The following is an 18302-nucleotide window of genomic DNA, read 5'->3' as shown; positions in this document are numbered from 1 at the left end:
GCGCTCCGGCTGCGGCTGGTTGATTATTCATGCGTTTCTCCCCCTTTCACTGACCGCGCCGGCAATTGCCGCGTCATTGCCGGTCGGTATGCCACTCTATCCTAATCTCATCAAGAGCCGGGGGTAAAGGCTCCATATTATCGCAGAGGGTCTTCCGTTTGATCCCTTATCTCCACCGGGATTTCCAGGCGTCAAGTGTCCATCTTTGCTTGCAGTGTCCCTCGTTTCAACAGCCGAGATCGAAGATAGATACCGGTTCGCTTTGTGCAGAAGCGTTTCCTGAACTGCCGACTGCCCTGACGACGAAAGTATGCGTCTGTCCGGATGCAAGCGGCCCAATGACCGTCTCGAATCGATCTCCGTTCTTTTGAACATGAAGGTCGTCCACTATGCTTCCGTTATGATATACGACAAAATCCATTGCCCCGTCTTCCGTCTCCAATTCCCATCCAAGTGTGGCCGACGCATTTCCGTCCAGGCTGATCTCTACTTCACCGGGTGCATTCGGAACACCGCCAAGCAGCCAGCCGATGCCGGCATCGAACAGTGTCCAACCCGCCTCCGTCAGCTTCAGTGCCGTCGTTTCCTGCATAAACGTCGCAAGTCTTCGGGCCGGGGCAATATGTCCGAGCGCCATCTCCGCTCCCGCTTCGAAGCCGAAGATGGACGCATGGTCCGTACCCGGAATAACCGCGATTTTGATCGCATCGACGGGAGGTTCCCCATACGAGAATCCGACCGGGCCGTTCGTCGCATCAACGGTGCCGGACAGCCCGCCCGCAAGCTCCGAGACGGGATCCGTTATGACCAGTTGCGTCTGATCATGCATCGTTCGGCCTTGAAGCGGGGCTTCAACGAATCGCATATCCCGGTGCAGCCCGTAGTCAGAATTCAACAGCGGGACGGCAGCGTTATTAAATAGATTGCTAATCCTGCTTACATAGACCGTCGCCGAAATATAAATCAGATCGAAGCCGTCTCCTTCATTGCCGGTCAAGTTATCGTGATTACGGATCGTCACTGCATAACCCAATGTTTCCAATCGGGCTTTGATCGCCAGGTCCGCTTCGGTATGATTGCCCGACATGACGAGCAGCAGCGCCGCCTTGCGCCATTCATTCGATACGGATAACTGAGCGATTCCCGCCGGCGCCGACTCGAAGCCGTTCCAATCGACGGCCGCGATTTTGTAGTAATATTGCGTACCCGCAGCCGCCGTTTCGTCGACATAATGGCTGGATGTCAGACTGTCGGCAATTCGGTTGGAGACATTCGGGACGAAGGAAGGCTCCTCGCTCCGATAGAGACGATAAAAGACAAAGTCCTCTTCTCCGCTGTCCTGCCAGTCCAGCAAAACATGGCCTTCCTCGTTCGTTCCCGCGATTAACGATCCGGGAGAAGCCGGAGGCTCCGTATCGGCCGGCGGCGTCGCAAGAACGGCCGCAGACGGAACGGAATTCCGGCCAAACGAATCTACCGCCGTTACAACGTAGTAATAATCGGTTTCCTGCTCCAGCAGCAGCTTGTCCGTATAAACGGAACTCGCTACCCACGTAGCGATACGATTGCCGATCGTCGGCGTAACGTCCGGTGTCAGACCGCGGTAGACGTTATAACCTCGCAAGCTTCCTTGCTCCGGATGATCCGCCCAATCCAGCTTGACAGAGTAAGGCGTAACCTCCGTTGCTTGCAGTTGCAGCGGCTGCGTTGGAGGAACTCCAGGCGCAGGAGCGGTTCCGGTCAATTCGTAACGCCCGATATCCGGCATGCCGTCACCCGCCCCGACCGAATCCGGCCAACCTTGCTCGATGACGGTAAGCACGCCCGCATCGCGCGCCGGACTATCCGGCTCCAACATCAAATCATTGTTTGCGCCATTGCTTTTATCCAGCGCAGCGAACCTCGGATCCGCCTGAATGCCAGCCGTCTCATACTCCGGACTTTTGACCCGGCATTCGGCCAATGTCAGGCAATACCCCCTGCCGTTCCAATCGGAGAATAGACGCGGGGAACGTTCGCTGTAATACAAATTGCCGTTCCACCGATTTCCGTCCGCATACCGTTCGTTGCTGCCCAGTTGGGAGTTCTCTACCGTCCCCTTCTCGTCTCGAATGCCTTCCGTATAAAAAATGTTGTTGTAGTATTCAAAGCCGTTCCAATCGTACGTCGCTTCCCCGTCGAACAGATTGGTACGTTTGTCGAAGAACGTATTATGATACACCTTCACATTTTCCGCTCCCGCTCCCCAATCGCGCCCGTTCTTGATGGAATAGCCGTAGCGGTACGTTTCCCCGGTCTGGGGCTTGAAGTAGCTCAGCTTGTTCGTCGAGAAGATGTTCCGGTATATATAGATAGGCCCCGGCGTATCGGACACGATGCTGAAGCCGACGAACACATCGTAAAGCCGATTCTCGTAAAATTCCAAATAGGCCGAATTGTTGCTTTCCAGTTCCACGCCGTCGTCTTTCATATTGCTGATCGTATTATGATGAATTTGGATATGTTCTCCCTGCACTTGCATACCGTCCCAGCCGCCGGTTATTTCATTGTGGTGAATTTGCGAATGAGACGCTTTCATCACGATGCCGTGGCCCCTCATCGGCGCCAGCAATTCGTTCGAAGAAGAGCCGGCGTCCACATAACCGTCCCATCGCCAATCGGCAGGCCAGTTGTTCGCAATCAGATTGTTCGAGATGGTGACATGCGATCCGGAGTCTTCTTCATCGTCCGTGCTGATGCCTCGAAAGCTGTTCCTGATCGTCAACCGGTCCAGACGAATATGACTATAAGCTTCTCCTTTCATATAGACACCGGCGAAACCGCCGCCCCTAATCTCCATATTTTCAATGGCGATGTGCTGGCTGTCCTGAATACGGAACACGCCGTCGGAGATGCCGATTAGCAAGGGCACTTCGTTTGGATCGGCCCCGTTGTCCAACTTGATGCGCACCGTCGAGCCGGCCCGATACGTTTTGTCGTCGCCGCGCGCGCCCGTGTTGAACAACTCCAAATTGTAATGGGCGGCCAAGAGCGCTCCGTCAATGCGCGAAGCCCATGTGAGCAGGGCCTTCTCCGGATCGCCCGTCCAAGGCACGGTTGCCGTGTAGACTCCATCGCCAAGCGGCGTCCACCTGCCGTTATTCGGCGATGCGATCCCCGGGTCCGCACCGTTTACAATGACGGTTTCGCCCGGCGCTCCCATGATCGTAAAGGGAGCGGTCTCCGTTCCCATGACGCCGTCTATGACGATATTCTCGTAATATTGTCCTTCCCGAATAAGGACGGTATCTCCCGCTTGGGCCGCGTCGACCGCTTCCTGTATCGTCTCGTAGACAGCCTCGACGTTGCCGCTGCGGATCAATTCCACTTCAGTGCCGGAAGGCATTTCTTGCCGGACAGTAACCTGCCATATCTGCTGTTCGCCATTGTCGGCCGTCACCGTGTAGGCGACCGTCCCGGAGGTGAAATCAACCGACGCTCCGCTTGGGGGATCGATCGCCGCTCCTTCCGACAACGTAATATTCGGGACGATCGCTCCAAGTCCGCTGCCCGCAGGCATCGTAAAAGAAACCGTGTGCGCGGAGGAATCGATTACGCTTGGGCCGAGCTGTCCGGCAACCTCAAAGCCGGTGATGGAGCGCCCCGTTAGCGGATTCAATTCGGTTGCCCACTGCACGGCCGCGTCGAACAGGCTCCATCCGTCCGCCGTTACCGAAAACATGCTGCTGCTCCAAGGCAAGGCAACCCGCCGCGCCGGGGCAATAAAGCTTGACGCCATCTCGGCCCCGACGTCGTAGGCAAACAATACGGGCTGCGCCGACGTGACGCCGGTTGCAACAATCGCCGCCTCTGCAGAAGGCTCCCCCCAACCGAGCGTGGTCGTTCCATGTATAACCACCGTGCCGCTCAAACCCGCGGCGAGCGGGTGTTCCTCCGCTTCCTCCACGATATAAATAGAAGTTTGCGACGGCAATTCGCCGTAATCCGTTCCTTCCGTATTGCCCGTCAAGCCCAGCATCGGATATAAGCTTGGTCTTGCCGCGACAAGCGGAACTGCCGATTGCTTGACGGCAACGGGAATGACGGATGTTGTCGGCGAGACGACAATCACCCCGAATTCGTTTACAACCGCCTCAGTCAGGCCGCTCGACATAATGGCAACCTCATAACCCAGTTCATTCGCCAATCTCGTTTGAACGGCGCGGTCCGTACCCGTCAGTGAAGAGGCGTTCTTTACGACAAGCAGCGCCGATGCCCCTTCATTGTGCGACGCTTGGGCGATATCGGATTGCCAGATGCCCGTTCCCAAGCCTCCGGACAGCCCTGCAGTCTGCAGCAGCAAGCATGCCGCCAGTATCGTTCCCAACCGCTTTACCCACCGGTTTTTCGTTTTCAACTTGACCCCTCCCTCAATTATTGTCCTGCCTAAGCCTAGAAAAGAATGCGCTTTCAAAACTTCCCGTTCAGCATATCCGCTCCTCCGCCTTTGCGTAAAGATTCCATTTTCTCGCGCGTGTTCGTCATTGACTTGCCGCGCCCCATCCCGCGAGTAGCGTTTCATGTGTCCATAGTTGCTTAGAGATCAAATTTGCGCTCCGCACAAAGTGAAACGGCTGTCGCCTTCCTTCGGCCGTGCAGCGCGCTTCATTCCGATTTACTTTCCTGTAATAGGAAAAAAGCCCCGTTGCGACAACGGAGCTCCTGCTCGTTTCCTTCCAGCTTATCCCTGTCCGGTACCTCTAAGGTTTACTCGATTCGCGATATTTGCCGGGGGTCACCCCTTCGTTTTTGCGGAATGCCTTAATAAATGAATTTCGGCTCAAATAACCGACTCGCAAAGCGATATCGTCGATTTTCAGATCCGTCCCCAATAGAAGCCGCTTGGCCTCATCCAATCTTCTTCTGAGCAAATAATCCATATACTTCTCACCTACCGCCTCCTTAAAGCTGCGGCTGAAATGACCGACCGACATATTCATTTCTTTGGCGAACTGCTCGATCGACAGCTCGCTGCCGTAATGCATGTCGATCTTGTCCAGCACAGTCTCGAACCGCTGCGGCAGCGGCTCCTGAGGAGTCGACGCGAACAGTTCGGCATGCGCCCGTTCCAGGAAACGATAAAGATCGCCGGCCGTCGCGCACTCGTTCAACTGCTTGAATAGCAGCGCATTTCTCTCCAGGCTGTAATCTTGTTTGTTGTCGACGCCCGTCGCCCGCAGCCATGTATTCAATATGTCCACGCACAACTGCTTGATCTGGACGGCAGGCATGTCGTCGCGGATACGGCTGTCCAGCCATTCGCACACCGCCTCCAGCATCTGATCTCTTTGGCCGGACTTGTACATATTGAGCATTTGATTTACTGCTTGCGCCGGCAGGAAGCTGTCCTGCGCCGCCCGTTCTTCGCCTTCGGATTGATCGACGCACAGTTCGACGTCATCTCGCAGCCTTCTTAGGCCAAGTACGTACAGCGCATGACGGTAGGACTCGCTGAGCCGCCATACGCCTTCCACCGCCCTCCCGACCCCCACGGCCGAATGGTAGCGATCCAGTTTGTCCGTCAGGACGAGCCGGACCGTCTCCGCCGCTTGCAGCGCTTCTTCCTCGTGCTCCGACAGATGTACGATGCAAGCGAGCAAATCTTTGCGAACGAGACAAAACCATACTTCATGATCGAGCGCCCTCGTCAGATCATTTTTTAAATCCACCATATAAAACGACTTGTCCGTTTCCGTCAAGGCGCCCTTCTCCGGCTCGCGATATTGAATGTCCACGCCCAGGACGGCGAGCCGCCCATTTAACCTTCTGTCGAGATCGATTTCCTTCGCGTAATATTCGACGGCCAGTTCATCCTTCAGTTCCCCGGACAGCACCTTCTCCAGAAAATGCTCATGAATCGTCGGAGTAATACCTTCAATGAGATTGCTCATCCCTTTATGCTCTTGTACCAGCAGCCGGGACCACTGTTTGATCAGATCATATTCGTTGCCGCTATCCGGCCGGTCGGAAGAAGACGAGACGGGGCGGCCTTCCGACAACTCCGTTGTAATATGCCGGATCGGCATATACATCCGTCTGCTTAAATAATAGGAAACAACCGCTCCCGCAACGAGGAAAAAAATAAGAAACGCCGCGCTGCCCAGTTTGATCCAATCGGATGATTGGCGAATCTGCTTCGAATCCGCAAGCGCCACATAGATCCAGTCGTTCCGGGCCGAATGGTCGAATTTGAGCGAATAGTCGATACCGTCCATCGTCAGATTGGACAGTTCTTTGTTGTCCGCCCGATATGCCTCCAGCAGGTCCTCGCCCTCGAGCTCGTGGCGGCCCGTATACGCGATTACCTCCCCGTCTTTATTCATGATAGCTGCGTCTATCAGATGTTCCTCCGGAATCGTAATCTGTTCTTTAAGCTTCTCCAGATTAATCGCCGCCACCAAATAAACGGAAGGGGAGTTCGAATTGAACGGATAACTGATTGCTGCGGATATATAACGACCCGTCGTCAACACTTGACGCGACAACAGTTTGTGTTCTTCGATCGTTAGCGGGCCGGTCAAGGCCATCATTTTACGTCCGGCGAACATCGCTTCCCTCTGCGAAGGCGCAAGATCCGTCATCACATGCGTATAGTCGAAAAACATCTGCTCGGGAAAATGTCCGTTGCGGCTGTCGATTACGATGCCTTCGTGCGGAAAATACAAATATACCGAGCTGACCAGCTCATTCTCAAGGATGGGAGCAAGACTGTCATGCAACCCGAGCAGCGTGCTGTCGCGCTCGAAAGCCGGCATCGTGTCTTGCGAGCGAATAAACCTGTCAAGCCCGGGGTAATTCAGCAGCTTGATCATGTCATTTTGCAGCGATTCTATCAACTTATCCGTTTCTGACGTATAATGACCGATGACAATGCCGCTAGAACGATTAACCTCGCGTTCAATGATACCGACAATATGGAAGTAAACCAGCAGACTTGCCAAGATAGACGGCACAAGCACAAGCAAAAAAAAGATGGCATAAAATTGTCTAAACAGCGCAAATCGAAACGCGCCTCCGTTTATTCGCTGCATCACCAGCATAACCCCCTGTTGTCGGTAACGCTTTCATTCTTTCGAATGTACAACGAATCGAAACCGCCGTACATAAAGAAAAAGTATGAGAAACTGGATTATTGTTCGCTTACCGCCATTATCCGTTCCGGTAATCCCGAGGGCTTATTCCCGTCTCCCGACCGAAGATTCTGGTGAAATAAAAGGAGTCGCTGAATCCCGCTTGCTCGGCGACTTCGCGAATCGGGAGTCTGGAGCCGCGAAGCAGCCTCTTGGCGTGGTCCAAACGGATGCGGGTCAAATATTGAATAGGTGTCAGCCCCGTATATTGCTTAAAAATGACGGAAAAGTAGCCCGGCGAAAGCGACACATGCTCCGCCAGCTCTTCGCGGGTCAATGTCCTCCCGTAATGGGTCAGCATGTACTCAACGGCTTTTTGCACGATTGACTCCATCGGTTCCTGCTCCAGACTCAAGCTCTTGGACTGCCCTTCCATCATCGACTTGACCAGCTGCAAAAATCCGGACTTCACTTGCCATTCGTATCCGATCCGTTTGCTGTTCCAGTCCGCGTACAGGGCTCCGAAGGTCTCGCCAAGAAAGGAATGCTCCCGCTCCGTCCATACATCCGGCAACGGCAGCGGCTTCTCAGCTTCATTCCAGTCGGCCTTCAGGCCATCCCATTGCAAATCGCCGTAACGGTAATGAACGGAATAGAACTTTAACGTGTCCTCGGATGAAGTTTGCACGCGCATGCGTTCCCCCGCTCCGATTTGGAACATGGAGCCGGCTTCCAGCTGCCACGCCTGTCCGTTTCTCTCAAGCGTGCCACGTCCGTCATACACATAGGAAAACGTAAAAAAGCGGGTCCGCTCCCGCTCCAGGCGAAAATTCCACCTTTCCCAGAAAGAACGGTCGCGATGGACCACATCGAATATGCGCGGGGCAAAACCCAGCAAAAATTCATAATCCATAAAACCCCTCCTGCATAAAGCAAGAAGACGCCCCCCTATTCGTCATGCTGTAGCGAGCAGCATCACTGGAGGCGTCAACCCACGTGTATGGCCATTTTATCAGATTTCTTGTAGGCTGAGAAGAAGTTAGAAACCGGCGTGTTTCGTTAGGAGTGCGGTAAGAATCCCTTGCCCCGCCGCTGCAGTTAGCTCTCTAAGCGTCTCGCGGTCTCTCCTTCAATGAACGGTCCGGCAATGCGGATATGCTCCCAGGGCTCGCTCCCGTTGGCGAGCCGCCATAGCAGCTTGTCCGCCGCCTTATAGCCGGTCTCCCGGATAAGCAGCTCCGGCCGGCTAAGACCAGGTACGGCGGCTACCGGGCCGTTGGCCAGCCCGATGACGGAGAGCCCCTCCGGCACGCGATACCCAAGTTCGTCTAAGTTGCGGAACAGCCTCTCGATATCTTCGTCGATACCGGCAATGATGGCGGTAGGCTGCACTTCTTCCAGCTTGTCCTGCAAGGTTTCGGCGTCCCAATCTCCGGTTAGCTGCGATTCAAGACCGCAAACCAGTCCATGCTCGCCCATCATCTCCTGAAATGCCTGCCAGCGCCTTGCGAACCCCCGTTGGCTGCCGATGTCGCCCACATACATAATACGCTTGTGACCCAGCCGGACCAGCCTGTCTACGGCCATGCAGACAGCCTCGTAAACGTCCCAGATGACGCTGTCGAGCTCCGACAATGGCCTGGGATAGTTGATGAGCACCTTCGGCAGCGACAGACCGAAGAGCTTGCGCTCCGTCGTATCCGACAGCAGCCTGGGAGCAATGAACAAGCCGTCTGCCGTAGGCAGGCTTATACGCTCCATCCACTCTTCGAATGCGCTGTCGGACAAATCTTCATCCAGCGTATGACACTCCAGTCGGTGGTCCAGCAGCTCAAGCCGCTGACGCAGTCCTTCGGCCAGCAACGTGTTGTAATTCGTCGATTGCCGCGACTGGATAAGCGCGAAGCGCAGCTGGAAGGTCGGGTACGGCGCGATGCCCCGGCTGGCGAGCTCCCTCGCCTGGGCTACGGTCAGGTAGCCGCGCCTATACGCCGTGCGGGCGATCCGGGCCCGGGTCTCCTCGGACATGCCGGGCTTGCCGCCCAGCGCCTTCGATATGGTCTGTATGGAAAGGCCGAGCTCGGCCGAAAGATCATGCAGCGTAACCGTCTTGCGTGTTCCCAAAGCGAGTTCCTCCTTACGTTCAGCTGCCGCTGCCGACTGCCCGAGAATATTCGGATCATATCGTTGTTCCTCTATTTTAAACTAAAGTTAAACTACTTTTGAAGCCATATCCTCCCTATACTGAAGGTACTTTCGAGGGAGGGATAACGGATGAACAGAATAGATGCGGATGTAGTGGTATGCGGTGGCGGTCCGGCGGGCATTAACGCGGCGCTCGCGGCTGGAAGGACAGGCGCAAAGACGGTGTTGATCGAGCGTTACGGCTTTCTCGGCGGCATGTCGACGGCGGCGCTCGTCTATCCATGGATGACGTTTCATACGACGGGGGGCAAGCAAGTCATCGCGGGCATTGCGCAGGAGATTATCGACCGGCTGATGGCGGAGAATGCATCGCCCGGCCATGTGCGCGATACGGTCGGCTTCGTGCGGACGATTACGCCGTACGATCCCGAAGTATACAAGGTGCTGATCGTCGACATGCTGCGGGAAGCAGGCGTTAAGGTGCTGCTGCACAGCCTCATGGACGAGGCCGTCGTCGAAGCCGACCGGATCGTCGCGGTGAGACTCGCTACCAAGTCCGGCAAATACGAGGTAACTGCGAAGCAGTTCGTCGATGCGACGGGCGACGCGGATCTCGCCTATTTGTCAGGCGTGCCGTGCCTGCAGGGCCGCGACGGAGACAGCTTGACCCAGCCGATGACGATGAAATTCCGCATGCGCGGCGTCGATCTCGCCAAGGTAAAGCGGTATATGATCGATCATCCGGATGAGTTTTACAAAAAAACGCCGTTCGACGAGCTGGAGCACTTGCCGTTATCCGGCGTGCTGGGCTACTTCAAGCATTGGCAGGAAGCCGAGCTGCCCATTAACCGCGACCAGGTGCTCTTTTTCACTGGGCCAGGTCCGGATGAGGTGCTTGTCAACACAACGCGCGTGCAAGGGCTCGACTCTACGAAGCTGGAGGACCTTACGGAGGGCGAGATCCAGGGCCGGAAGCAGGTGCGCATGGTGGCCGACTTCATGACCCGCAATCTGCCAGGCTTCGAGAACGCGTCCATCTCGTCGGTCGGGGCGCAGATCGGCGTTCGCGAAAGCCGCAGAATCGACGGCCAATACACGCTGCAAGTCGATGATGTCGTGAGCGGCCGAACGTTCGACGATTGCATTGCGCGCAGCGGGTATCCGATCGACATTCACGATCCGTCCGGCAAAGGCGTGCAGGCCGCATGGGTGCAGGGCGACGGCGCCTATGACATCCCGTACCGCTGCCTCATTCCGAAAGGCATCGTCAATCTGCTCACGGCGGGACGCTGTATCTCGACGTCCCATGAGGCGCTGGCGACAACGCGGCTTACGCCAAGCTGCATGGCGACGGGCCAAGCCGCGGGCACGGCCGCCGGCATGGCTTCTGCGCAAGGCATTTCTCCGGCCGAGATCAGCGTTGCGCAGCTTCAAGAGCGCTTGATCCGGGACGGCGCGCTGCTCAGCAGCGAACAGTCGTCCACTTACAACGTAATTTAATGAACGAACCTTTGCTGGCCATAGGAGTCGTGTATCGGGGCGGAGCCGCTTGACATTTGCTCCTTGCGTCCACTATGATCAATAGCAATAAAGCGTCAATAGCGTTGATCAAGGAACATGTTACCGAAATCGGGGCTCAGAGAGTGACCAGGCTGGTGAAAGGTCTCCTCCGAACGTAGCATCCCCGCCTTGCCAGCTGCAGCGGCCAAAACGACACGTCTGTCGCCTTCCCTTGGCGGCCCGACAGGTTCGTCCAACAGTAACCGTTGCCGGCCCCGGCCGTTATCCGGATAAAGGATTGCTGCCGCGCGCGGCGATCGAACAAAGGGTGGTACCACGACACATTCGTCCCTGAACGAATGTGTCTTTTTGTTTTATGCACTAGGGCGTGTCTGAATACTCCGAGGGTAGCAGATTTTGCCGAATTTTCGTTCCATGCAAGGAACTTTTGTGAAGGCGTACCGGGGGTACGTCAAGCAAAAGTGACGAGGCAGGGGGCGGAAAGGCGGTGAAAGATGCCCCTGAGCGGGTTTTCAGACACGCCCTAATAAAAGGAGGCAACGTACATGCGTCAATCCCAATTATTCGCGACTACCTTGCGAGAAGCGCCCGCGGAAGCGGAGGTCGCCAGCCATCGCCTGCTGCTCCGGGCCGGTTACATTCGCCAGCTGGCTGCCGGCATCTATACGTATATGCCGCTCGGCCGGCGTGTTCTTCGCAAAGTCGAAGCCATCGTACGGCAAGAGCTGGAACGCGCGGGCGCGCAGGAACTGCTCATGCCGGCACTGCAGCCCGCCGAGTTATGGAAGGAATCCGGGCGTTACGAAGCCTACGGCCCCGAGCTGATCCGCCTCTCCGACAGGCATGGACGCGAGTTTGCGTTAGGCCCGACGCATGAGGAAGTCATTACAACGCTAGTCAAAAACGAGATCGGCTCCTATCGCCGACTGCCCGTTACGCTGTACCAAGTGCAGACGAAGTTCCGCGACGAACGACGTCCGCGGTCCGGCTTGCTCCGCGGCAGGGAGTTTCTTATGAAGGACGCGTATTCTTTTGACGCCACGTTGGAGGGTCTGGACCACTCTTATCGCAAAATGTACGACGCCTACCACCGTATCTTCGAACGCTGCGGATTGACGTTTCGTGCGGTCGAAGCAGATGCGGGCGCGATCGGCGGGGAAGGCGGCACGCATGAATTTATGGCGCTGGCCGACATTGGCGAAGATATTGTCGTCGTATGTCCTCATTGCGATTATGCCGCGAATCTGGAGAAAGCAGCGTCGAAGGCGGAGCACTCCGAGCATCGCGGCAAAGCGGTTCCCGCAATCGAGAGAATCCATACGCCGGACGTACGCACGATCGAACAACTGACCCGGCATCTTGCGATCCAAGCCGGCGATGTCATCAAAACGATTATTTACTCGGCCGACGGGAATCCGGTCGCCGTCCTTGTACGAGGAGACCATGAGGTCAACGAATTAAAAGTCAAAAACGTCTTGGGCGCTAACGAAATCGTTCTGGCCGACTCAGAAACGGCCATGAAGGCGACGGGAGCGGGGATCGGATTCGCCGGGCCTGTCGGGTTGACGATCCCCGTTCTCGTCGATGAAGCCGTCGCCGCCATGGAACGGGGCATCGCCGGTGTCAACGAAACCGACTATCATGTCCGCAACGTCGTTCCGGGCAGAGACTTCTCCGTCGAACGTTCGGGCGATTTCCGATCCGTTAAGGAAGGGGAGCTCTGCTCCCGCTGCGAAGAAGGCCGCCTTCAATTCGTGAAGGGAATCGAGGTTGGCCATGTGTTTAAGCTCGGCACCAAATATAGCGAGGCGCTGGGAGCCGGCTATCTGGATGCGAACGGAAGAGAGCAATCCATCATTATGGGCTGCTACGGTATCGGGGTATCCCGTGTCGTCGCGGCGATCGTGGAGCAGCATCACGACGAGCGCGGCATGGTCTGGCCGGCTTCCGTCGCTCCGTACCTAGTCCACCTCGTGCCCGTCTCCGTCAAGGATGAAACACAGCGGCAAATCGCCGAGAATTTATATGTAACGTTGCAGCGCAAGGGCATCGAGGTGCTGATGGACGATAGAGACGAACGTGCCGGCGTGAAGTTTAAGGATGCCGATCTGCTTGGGCTGCCGATTCGCATCGTCGTCGGCAAAGACGCCGCGAATGGCAACGTCGAATATGCAGAGCGACATTCCGGCGAGAAGCGGCTTGTAACGGTCGCGGAAGCGCTGGATCGCATTAGCGGCGCCAAGGCGGCTTCGTTGCTCTAACACGGCCGCGAACGGTTATATCTATTTGATATTCTGTATCCGTTCCGATATTGGGGTATAATGGAAGAGGGATTGCAATCCAAACGAAGGCGGTGCCGAAATCATGAAATTTAGCGAGTACACATACGAGAGACCGGACGTGAAGGCGTTCGAGGGAAGGTTCAAAGAGCTGCTGGCTGCGTTCGAGGCAGCGGACAGCTACGACAAACAAGATGCGGCGATGGCGGATATGAACAAGCTGCGCAGCGAGTTCGATACGATGCAGACGATCGCGAGCATTCGCCATTCCATCGATACGAACGACGAGTTCTACAAAGCCGAACAGGATTTTTTCGACGAAAACGGACCGGTCGTCCAGGAGTTCGTGACGGACTACTACCGGGCGCTTGTCGGCGCCAAGTACCGCGCGGAGCTGGAAACCAAGTGGGGAAGTCAGCTGTTCCGTCTCGCGGAACTGTCGCTCAAGACGTTTAGCCCCGAGGTCATCGAGGATCTCCAGCAGGAGAACAAGCTGTCGACGGAATACTCCAAGCTGATCGCCTCCGCGAAGATCCCGTTCGAAGGCGAAGAGCGCACGCTGGCGCAGCTTGGTCCGTTCCAGCAGTCGACGGACCGCGATATGCGCAGACGCGCCGCGGAAGCCTCCTCCGGCTTCTTGGCGGAGAACGAGACGACGCTCGACCGCATCTACGACGATCTCGTCAAAGTGCGGACTCGCATCGCGAAGAAGCTCGGCTTCGACAACTTCGTGGAGCTCGGCTACGCGCGCATGAGCCGCACGGATTACGACGCGGCTATGGTTGCGAACTTCCGGGGCCAGGTGCTGGACCATATCGTTCCTGTAGCGACGAAGCTGAAGGAACGTCAGAAAAACCGTATCGCGATCGACCAACTGCTCTACTACGACGAGAATCTGGCTTTCCTGTCCGGCAACGCGACGCCGAAGGGCGATCCGGACTGGATCGTAGCGGGCGGCGCCAAAATGTACGAGGAGCTGTCCCCGGAGACGGACGCGTTCTTCCGCTTCATGCAGGACAACGAGCTGATGGATCTCGTCGCAAAAAAAGGCAAGCAAGGCGGCGGCTATTGCACGTATATCAGCGAGCATAAAGCGCCTTATATTTTCTCCAACTTCAACGGCACTTCCGGCGATATCGACGTGTTGACGCACGAGGCCGGCCATGCGTTCCAGGTGTATGAGAGTCGCGGATACGCCGTTCCGGAGTATGCCTTCCCGACCTATGAAGCATGCGAGATCCATTCCATGAGCATGGAGTTCCTGACATGGCCATGGATGGAGCTGTTCTTTAAGGAGGATGCCGACAAATACCGCTTCCATCATCTCGCCAGCTCGCTGATTTTTATCCCGTACGGCGTGACGGTCGACGAATTCCAGCATTACGTCTACGAGAATCCGGACGCGACGCCGGCTGAGCGGAAACAAGCGTGGCGCGAGATCGAAAAAAAATATTTGCCTCATCGCGATTACGGCGACAACGCCTATCTGGAGGCAGGCGGCTTCTGGCATAAGCAGGCCCACATTTTTAACTCGCCGTTCTATTACATCGACTACACGTTGGCCCAGCTCTGCGCGTTCCAATTCTGGAAAAAGTCGCGCGAGGACAGCACAGCCGCATGGAACGACTACCTCAGTCTGTGCCGTCTTGGCGGCAGCCTTTCCTTCACGGAGCTGGCGAAGTCAGCGGGACTCGACTCGCCGTTCGAAGACGGCTGCGTATCGTCCGTTATCGGTTCTATCGAGGCGTGGCTGAACAGCGTGGACGACAAGGCTCTATAAAGCGGCGGCAGGGATGGGCTTCGCCCCTAAGAGACATGAGCGACGCTAATCATCGTATTATTTAGGTTTTCAGGTTTTTAAAGGACACCACAGACCCGTTTCCCTATTTTGAGACTGTATAAGGATTCTGATGTCCTCTACATTTCCCAAATGGGGTAAAGCGTCGAATTAGGGTCGCTGTTGTCCTTTAGATTGGAATAAAAACCAGCAGCATCCACGAACGAATGAGTTCTGGATTGCCGCTGGTTTTTTCGTATTCGCTAATGGTGCTGGTCTGGTAGATAAGCGTTGATAGCCTGTTCTGCCATTATAATTGCGGCAACAATTTCTCCAGCTTTTCGATAAAAGAGTCCCAATGACCCGAATTTGAAAATCCGATTCCCCATTCTACATCCCGCAGGGCTCCCCTTAGTTGAAGGAGTTTATCGATCTCCTCCGCGCTTAGTTCGTTTATCGGCTCCACCATATTATCATGGGGATAGTTACTAAGCTGATCATATAGTGAGTTCAATAATACGCTTTCCGCATTGGTTATAAAACCCGCTCCCGAATTCAAATCTCTAATGACCATAATATCTTGCAAAACATCGCCGAGTTTCTCTCTTACATGCGACGGCTGCGTCCATTTTGACCCGATCTGATAGGCTATAGCGCCTTCCAGTTGATCGAGATCCCACTGAATTTGGGACAGGGTCAACTCATGCTTGACGGATGTTACCCGTTCCTTCAATTTGTAATTCTGATTGACAACCAGTATGAGTGAGACCACCAATACGGCAAGGAGTATCGGCACTATCATTTTAGTCGTTTTTTGCATAGGAACACTCCCACCTTTAGACATAATTGAATCGTTGGTCGTATTCTCCGTGGGTTGCCTTTTACTCCACTTGATCCATCAGAACAACATCTCTGGGCACAGAGGCATTGGCCATTGTGGTGCTTAATCCATCTAATCGATATCCGCTCATGTAAACGATGAATAGCAGACAAGCTGCGATGACAACAGTACCCTTCAATCTGGGTTTTAGCTTCATCACGTTCCACCATCCTTACTTCATTATACAATTCAACCCATAACTTACCACTAAAATGTGTGCTGCGCAGACGTACTTAAAGCGCTGCAGCACGAAATAAAGCGTCCGAAATTAGTGGGAGATATTAAGTTGCACCGTAACAATACGCGCCTTGCTTACGTTAAAGTTGGGAAATGCATGGAAATTACTGAGGCATTCACTTTCTATACGAGGAGGAGGCAGAATGAAGAATCGTTATCCGTGGATAAGCACGACCTTAATGACCGGATTTATGTTCGTGGGCTTTTACATCCTGACCCTTGTGGTTATCTCGCTCAGCTATAACTTTTACTTTGATCGGCCTGCGGATCAGTCCCGCGAAATTTCGGCCGTCTATTACGGTCTGGCGTTTTCGATCGTGCCTTACCTGCCGTTAGGCTGGATGCTGTATGCATATGTCAGGGAGCGACGAATACTGCTAACCTTGCACGGAGTCGGAATCGGTATGCTGATAGAGAAAGTCGCGTTTGTTTATCTGGGAACGCTTCTAGGCACGGGATACCCCTGGTACGGTAGAGGGTTCCCGCAGAGCGGATATGTCGTATTGTGCGAGGAATTGCCCATGTTCTGCCGTACCGATTACGTCCTGCACGATTATCTTTGGGGTCCTTTGCTCGCGTTTGGAGCTTCTATTCGGGAACAAAGCTGGTAAGACTCGGCAGAAGCAAGGAGCTTTCTCCATGAAGAGACTTAAGCCCGCCGCCGAACCTGCAAACATCGTGCCAGATGATCGAGATGTTTGTCCAGCGTAATGGGATTGTAATTTGCCCAGTCGTCGCTCACGACGTAGCTCTTTCCTTCCTGGACGGCAGGCAACTCCTGCCAAGCCGGATGCTGCAGCATCCGGCAGCCCGCTTCTGCCATCCTTCCCGAATGGGCCAAGGCAAAAAAGACGCGATCCCCTGCATAATAAGGCAGGTCAACAGGCTCAATGCGCTTCCACTTCGTGTTGGGATCGCGATCCATTAACGATCGGACGCCGGCCGTCGGTTCGAAGCCGATGCCCTGATATAAGGAGTGGCCAAAGTGGTGGCCTGCATAGACGAACAACCCGTCGTCGTGATAGATGAACGCCGCCGCGGTCTCCCCCTCTCGAACGCAATGCTCCAGTCTGTCTCTCGTTCGTATGGCCTTTCTTTCGTAACGCTCAATCCAGCATTCCGCTTCTTCCTCCCGCTTAAGCAAACGTCCCATGGCGCGCAGACGCGTGTAGACGTCGCTATCCCAATCGACCTTCACGGCATCGGCGATCCCCGACAGTTGGTCGGCAGTGGGCTGATCCAGGTAACTCGGGAACAGGATTAAGTTCGGCGACAGCCCCGACAGCTGATGCAGATTAATCTGCGGCAGGTCCTCCACGCCCCGAATAGATCGCGGTGCTTCAGGTATCGTACGCAACAGCGCGTTGTTGGAGCCGACCGGCAGCACGCCCAATGCCAGCAGCTCGCCAAGATACTGAATAGAGAATATGCGTTGTTCCGCTCCACAGCAGCCATGCGCATAACGGGATGGAGGCATGCCGAACGCCTGCTTGAACTTGCGGCTGAAATAATATTCGTCGCGATAGCCTACCAATGCGGCTACCTCACCAACCCTTCGTTCCTGACTGGACAACAGTTCCTTGGCCTTACTCATGCGCAAAACCGTCAGATAGTCGAGAGGCGAGCGGCCCGTCAACGCCTTGAAATGACGCTCGAACCGCCAACGGCTGAGTCCTTCTCGCTCGGCAAGCCCGCCGATCTCAATATCCTCTCCGTAATGTTTCTCCAGGTAAGCGATAGTCCGCTCGACCGCCAAACGCGGATCCTTATCCGCCTTGGCGGCATTTCTCGCAGACAATACGTCATAAATCAGCTCCTGAAATCGAACATGACGATGGAGTGACAAAAGCGCATCTTCCGCGCTACTCTCTTTACTATCGCTAATGGCCCCGGGCAAAGGTGAACGCAAGCTCGCGTCGCTCTGCTTCCCTTGTAACGCCAGCAGCTCCGCCAGTCTGATCTCAAGCCGATGCACGGGCTCGCTCGGAAAGGGCTGACGGCCGGCTGCAAGCAGCTGCAGACCTTGGCCGCCACTTGGTATATGAAACTTCAGCAGGTATACTTTAAGCTCCGTTTCGCTAACCACTTTGAGCTCCGTCTCGGCGCCTGGCGACAGCAACAGACAATGCCCCCGATCCAGAAGATGCTTCCCGCCGTCTGTGTGGGAGATAATGAGGCCGGCTCCGTCCATGGCGGCCAGCAGCGTATATTCGTCCGCCTCGCCTAGCGACCACGCCCGGTCGCCGAAGTAGCTTTCCGCCGCGATTCCCGTCAAATAAACCTGCGGAGGCAAAGCTGCGGGTGTTGCTCTATTCATACCAGGCATTATAACCCCACCTCAAGTGATAACGATT

General features: G+C 55.3%; 11 protein-coding genes. 4 read left to right on the top strand and 7 right to left on the bottom strand.

Features of this window, described 5'->3' with window-relative positions; genetic code table 11:
* Positions 1 to 226 precede the first annotated feature (226 nt).
* The 4 genes from B1748_RS11955 to B1748_RS11940 form a co-directional block, all read right to left on the bottom strand.
* Positions 227 to 4396, bottom strand: coding sequence for a right-handed parallel beta-helix repeat-containing protein (locus B1748_RS11955; protein ID WP_179215544.1), 4170 nt, complete (start codon positions 4394 to 4396; stop codon positions 227 to 229).
* A gap of 343 nt (positions 4397 to 4739) precedes the next feature.
* A complete protein-coding gene (locus B1748_RS11950; protein WP_256975643.1) occupies positions 4740 to 7070 on the bottom strand; it encodes an AraC family transcriptional regulator in 2331 nt (776 codons plus the stop codon).
* Positions 7071 to 7188: 118 nt separating this feature from the next.
* Positions 7189 to 8022, bottom strand: coding sequence for an AraC family transcriptional regulator (locus B1748_RS11945; RefSeq protein ID WP_087568143.1), 834 nt, complete (start codon positions 8020 to 8022; stop codon positions 7189 to 7191).
* A gap of 185 nt (positions 8023 to 8207) precedes the next feature.
* Entirely contained in the window at positions 8208 to 9233 is a 1026-nt protein-coding gene (locus B1748_RS11940) for a LacI family DNA-binding transcriptional regulator (protein ID WP_087568142.1), read from the bottom strand.
* 150 nt (positions 9234 to 9383) lie between these two features.
* Here B1748_RS11940 and B1748_RS11935 point away from each other — a divergent pair, with 150 nt between their 5' ends.
* The 3 genes from B1748_RS11935 to B1748_RS11925 all read left to right on the top strand — a co-directional run bounded on the left by B1748_RS11935 (position 9384) and on the right by B1748_RS11925 (position 14834).
* Complete coding sequence (locus B1748_RS11935) at positions 9384 to 10754, top strand: FAD-dependent oxidoreductase (RefSeq protein ID WP_087568141.1); 1371 nt, start codon at positions 9384 to 9386, stop codon at positions 10752 to 10754.
* Positions 10755 to 11320: 566 nt separating this feature from the next.
* A complete protein-coding gene (locus tag B1748_RS11930; protein ID WP_087568140.1) occupies positions 11321 to 13036 on the top strand; it encodes a proline--tRNA ligase in 1716 nt (571 codons plus the stop codon).
* Positions 13037 to 13139: 103 nt separating this feature from the next.
* On the top strand, positions 13140 to 14834 hold the full coding sequence (locus B1748_RS11925) for a M3 family oligoendopeptidase (protein ID WP_087568139.1): 1695 nt from the start codon (positions 13140 to 13142) through the stop codon (positions 14832 to 14834).
* Positions 14835 to 15141: 307 nt separating this feature from the next.
* On the opposite strand, the gene B1748_RS11920 is transcribed toward B1748_RS11925, so the two are convergent.
* Both B1748_RS11920 and B1748_RS36815 read right to left on the bottom strand, forming a co-directional pair.
* Positions 15142 to 15651, bottom strand: coding sequence for a hypothetical protein (locus B1748_RS11920; RefSeq protein ID WP_087568138.1), 510 nt, complete (start codon positions 15649 to 15651; stop codon positions 15142 to 15144).
* A 61-nt stretch (positions 15652 to 15712) separates the two neighbouring features.
* Positions 15713 to 15868, bottom strand: a complete 156-nt coding sequence (locus B1748_RS36815) for a hypothetical protein (RefSeq protein ID WP_179215542.1) — start codon at positions 15866 to 15868, stop codon at positions 15713 to 15715.
* A 223-nt stretch (positions 15869 to 16091) separates the two neighbouring features.
* Between B1748_RS36815 and B1748_RS11915 the strand changes: the two genes are divergently transcribed.
* Positions 16092 to 16559, top strand: coding sequence for a hypothetical protein (locus B1748_RS11915; RefSeq protein WP_087568137.1), 468 nt, complete (start codon positions 16092 to 16094; stop codon positions 16557 to 16559).
* Positions 16560 to 16597: 38 nt separating this feature from the next.
* On the opposite strand, the gene B1748_RS11910 is transcribed toward B1748_RS11915, so the two are convergent.
* Positions 16598 to 18274, bottom strand: coding sequence for a helix-turn-helix domain-containing protein (locus B1748_RS11910; RefSeq protein WP_087568136.1), 1677 nt, complete (start codon positions 18272 to 18274; stop codon positions 16598 to 16600).
* Positions 18275 to 18302 lie beyond the last annotated feature (28 nt).

Source organism: Paenibacillus sp. MY03 (genome assembly GCF_002165585.1).
Lineage (GTDB): Bacteria > Bacillota > Bacilli > Paenibacillales > Paenibacillaceae > Pristimantibacillus > Pristimantibacillus agaridevorans.
This window is presented reverse-complemented; position numbering and strand designations above follow the sequence as displayed.

What these genes read in the sequence shown, in the direction of transcription:
- B1748_RS11950 (WP_256975643.1), bottom strand. Translation starts at nt 7,070, where the DNA reads ATGCAGCGAATAAACGGAGGCGCGTTTCGATTTGCGCTGTTTAGACAA.
- B1748_RS11945 (WP_087568143.1), bottom strand. Translation starts at nt 8,022, where the DNA reads ATGGATTATGAATTTTTGCTGGGTTTTGCCCCGCGCATATTCGATGTG.
- B1748_RS11935 (WP_087568141.1), top strand. Translation starts at nt 9,384, where the DNA reads ATGAACAGAATAGATGCGGATGTAGTGGTATGCGGTGGCGGTCCGGCG.
- B1748_RS11930 (WP_087568140.1), top strand. Translation starts at nt 11,321, where the DNA reads ATGCGTCAATCCCAATTATTCGCGACTACCTTGCGAGAAGCGCCCGCG.
- B1748_RS11925 (WP_087568139.1), top strand. Translation starts at nt 13,140, where the DNA reads ATGAAATTTAGCGAGTACACATACGAGAGACCGGACGTGAAGGCGTTC.
- B1748_RS11920 (WP_087568138.1), bottom strand. Translation starts at nt 15,651, where the DNA reads ATGCAAAAAACGACTAAAATGATAGTGCCGATACTCCTTGCCGTATTG.
- B1748_RS36815 (WP_179215542.1), bottom strand. Translation starts at nt 15,868, where the DNA reads ATGAAGCTAAAACCCAGATTGAAGGGTACTGTTGTCATCGCAGCTTGT.
- B1748_RS11915 (WP_087568137.1), top strand. Translation starts at nt 16,092, where the DNA reads ATGAAGAATCGTTATCCGTGGATAAGCACGACCTTAATGACCGGATTT.
- B1748_RS11910 (WP_087568136.1), bottom strand. Translation starts at nt 18,274, where the DNA reads ATGCCTGGTATGAATAGAGCAACACCCGCAGCTTTGCCTCCGCAGGTT.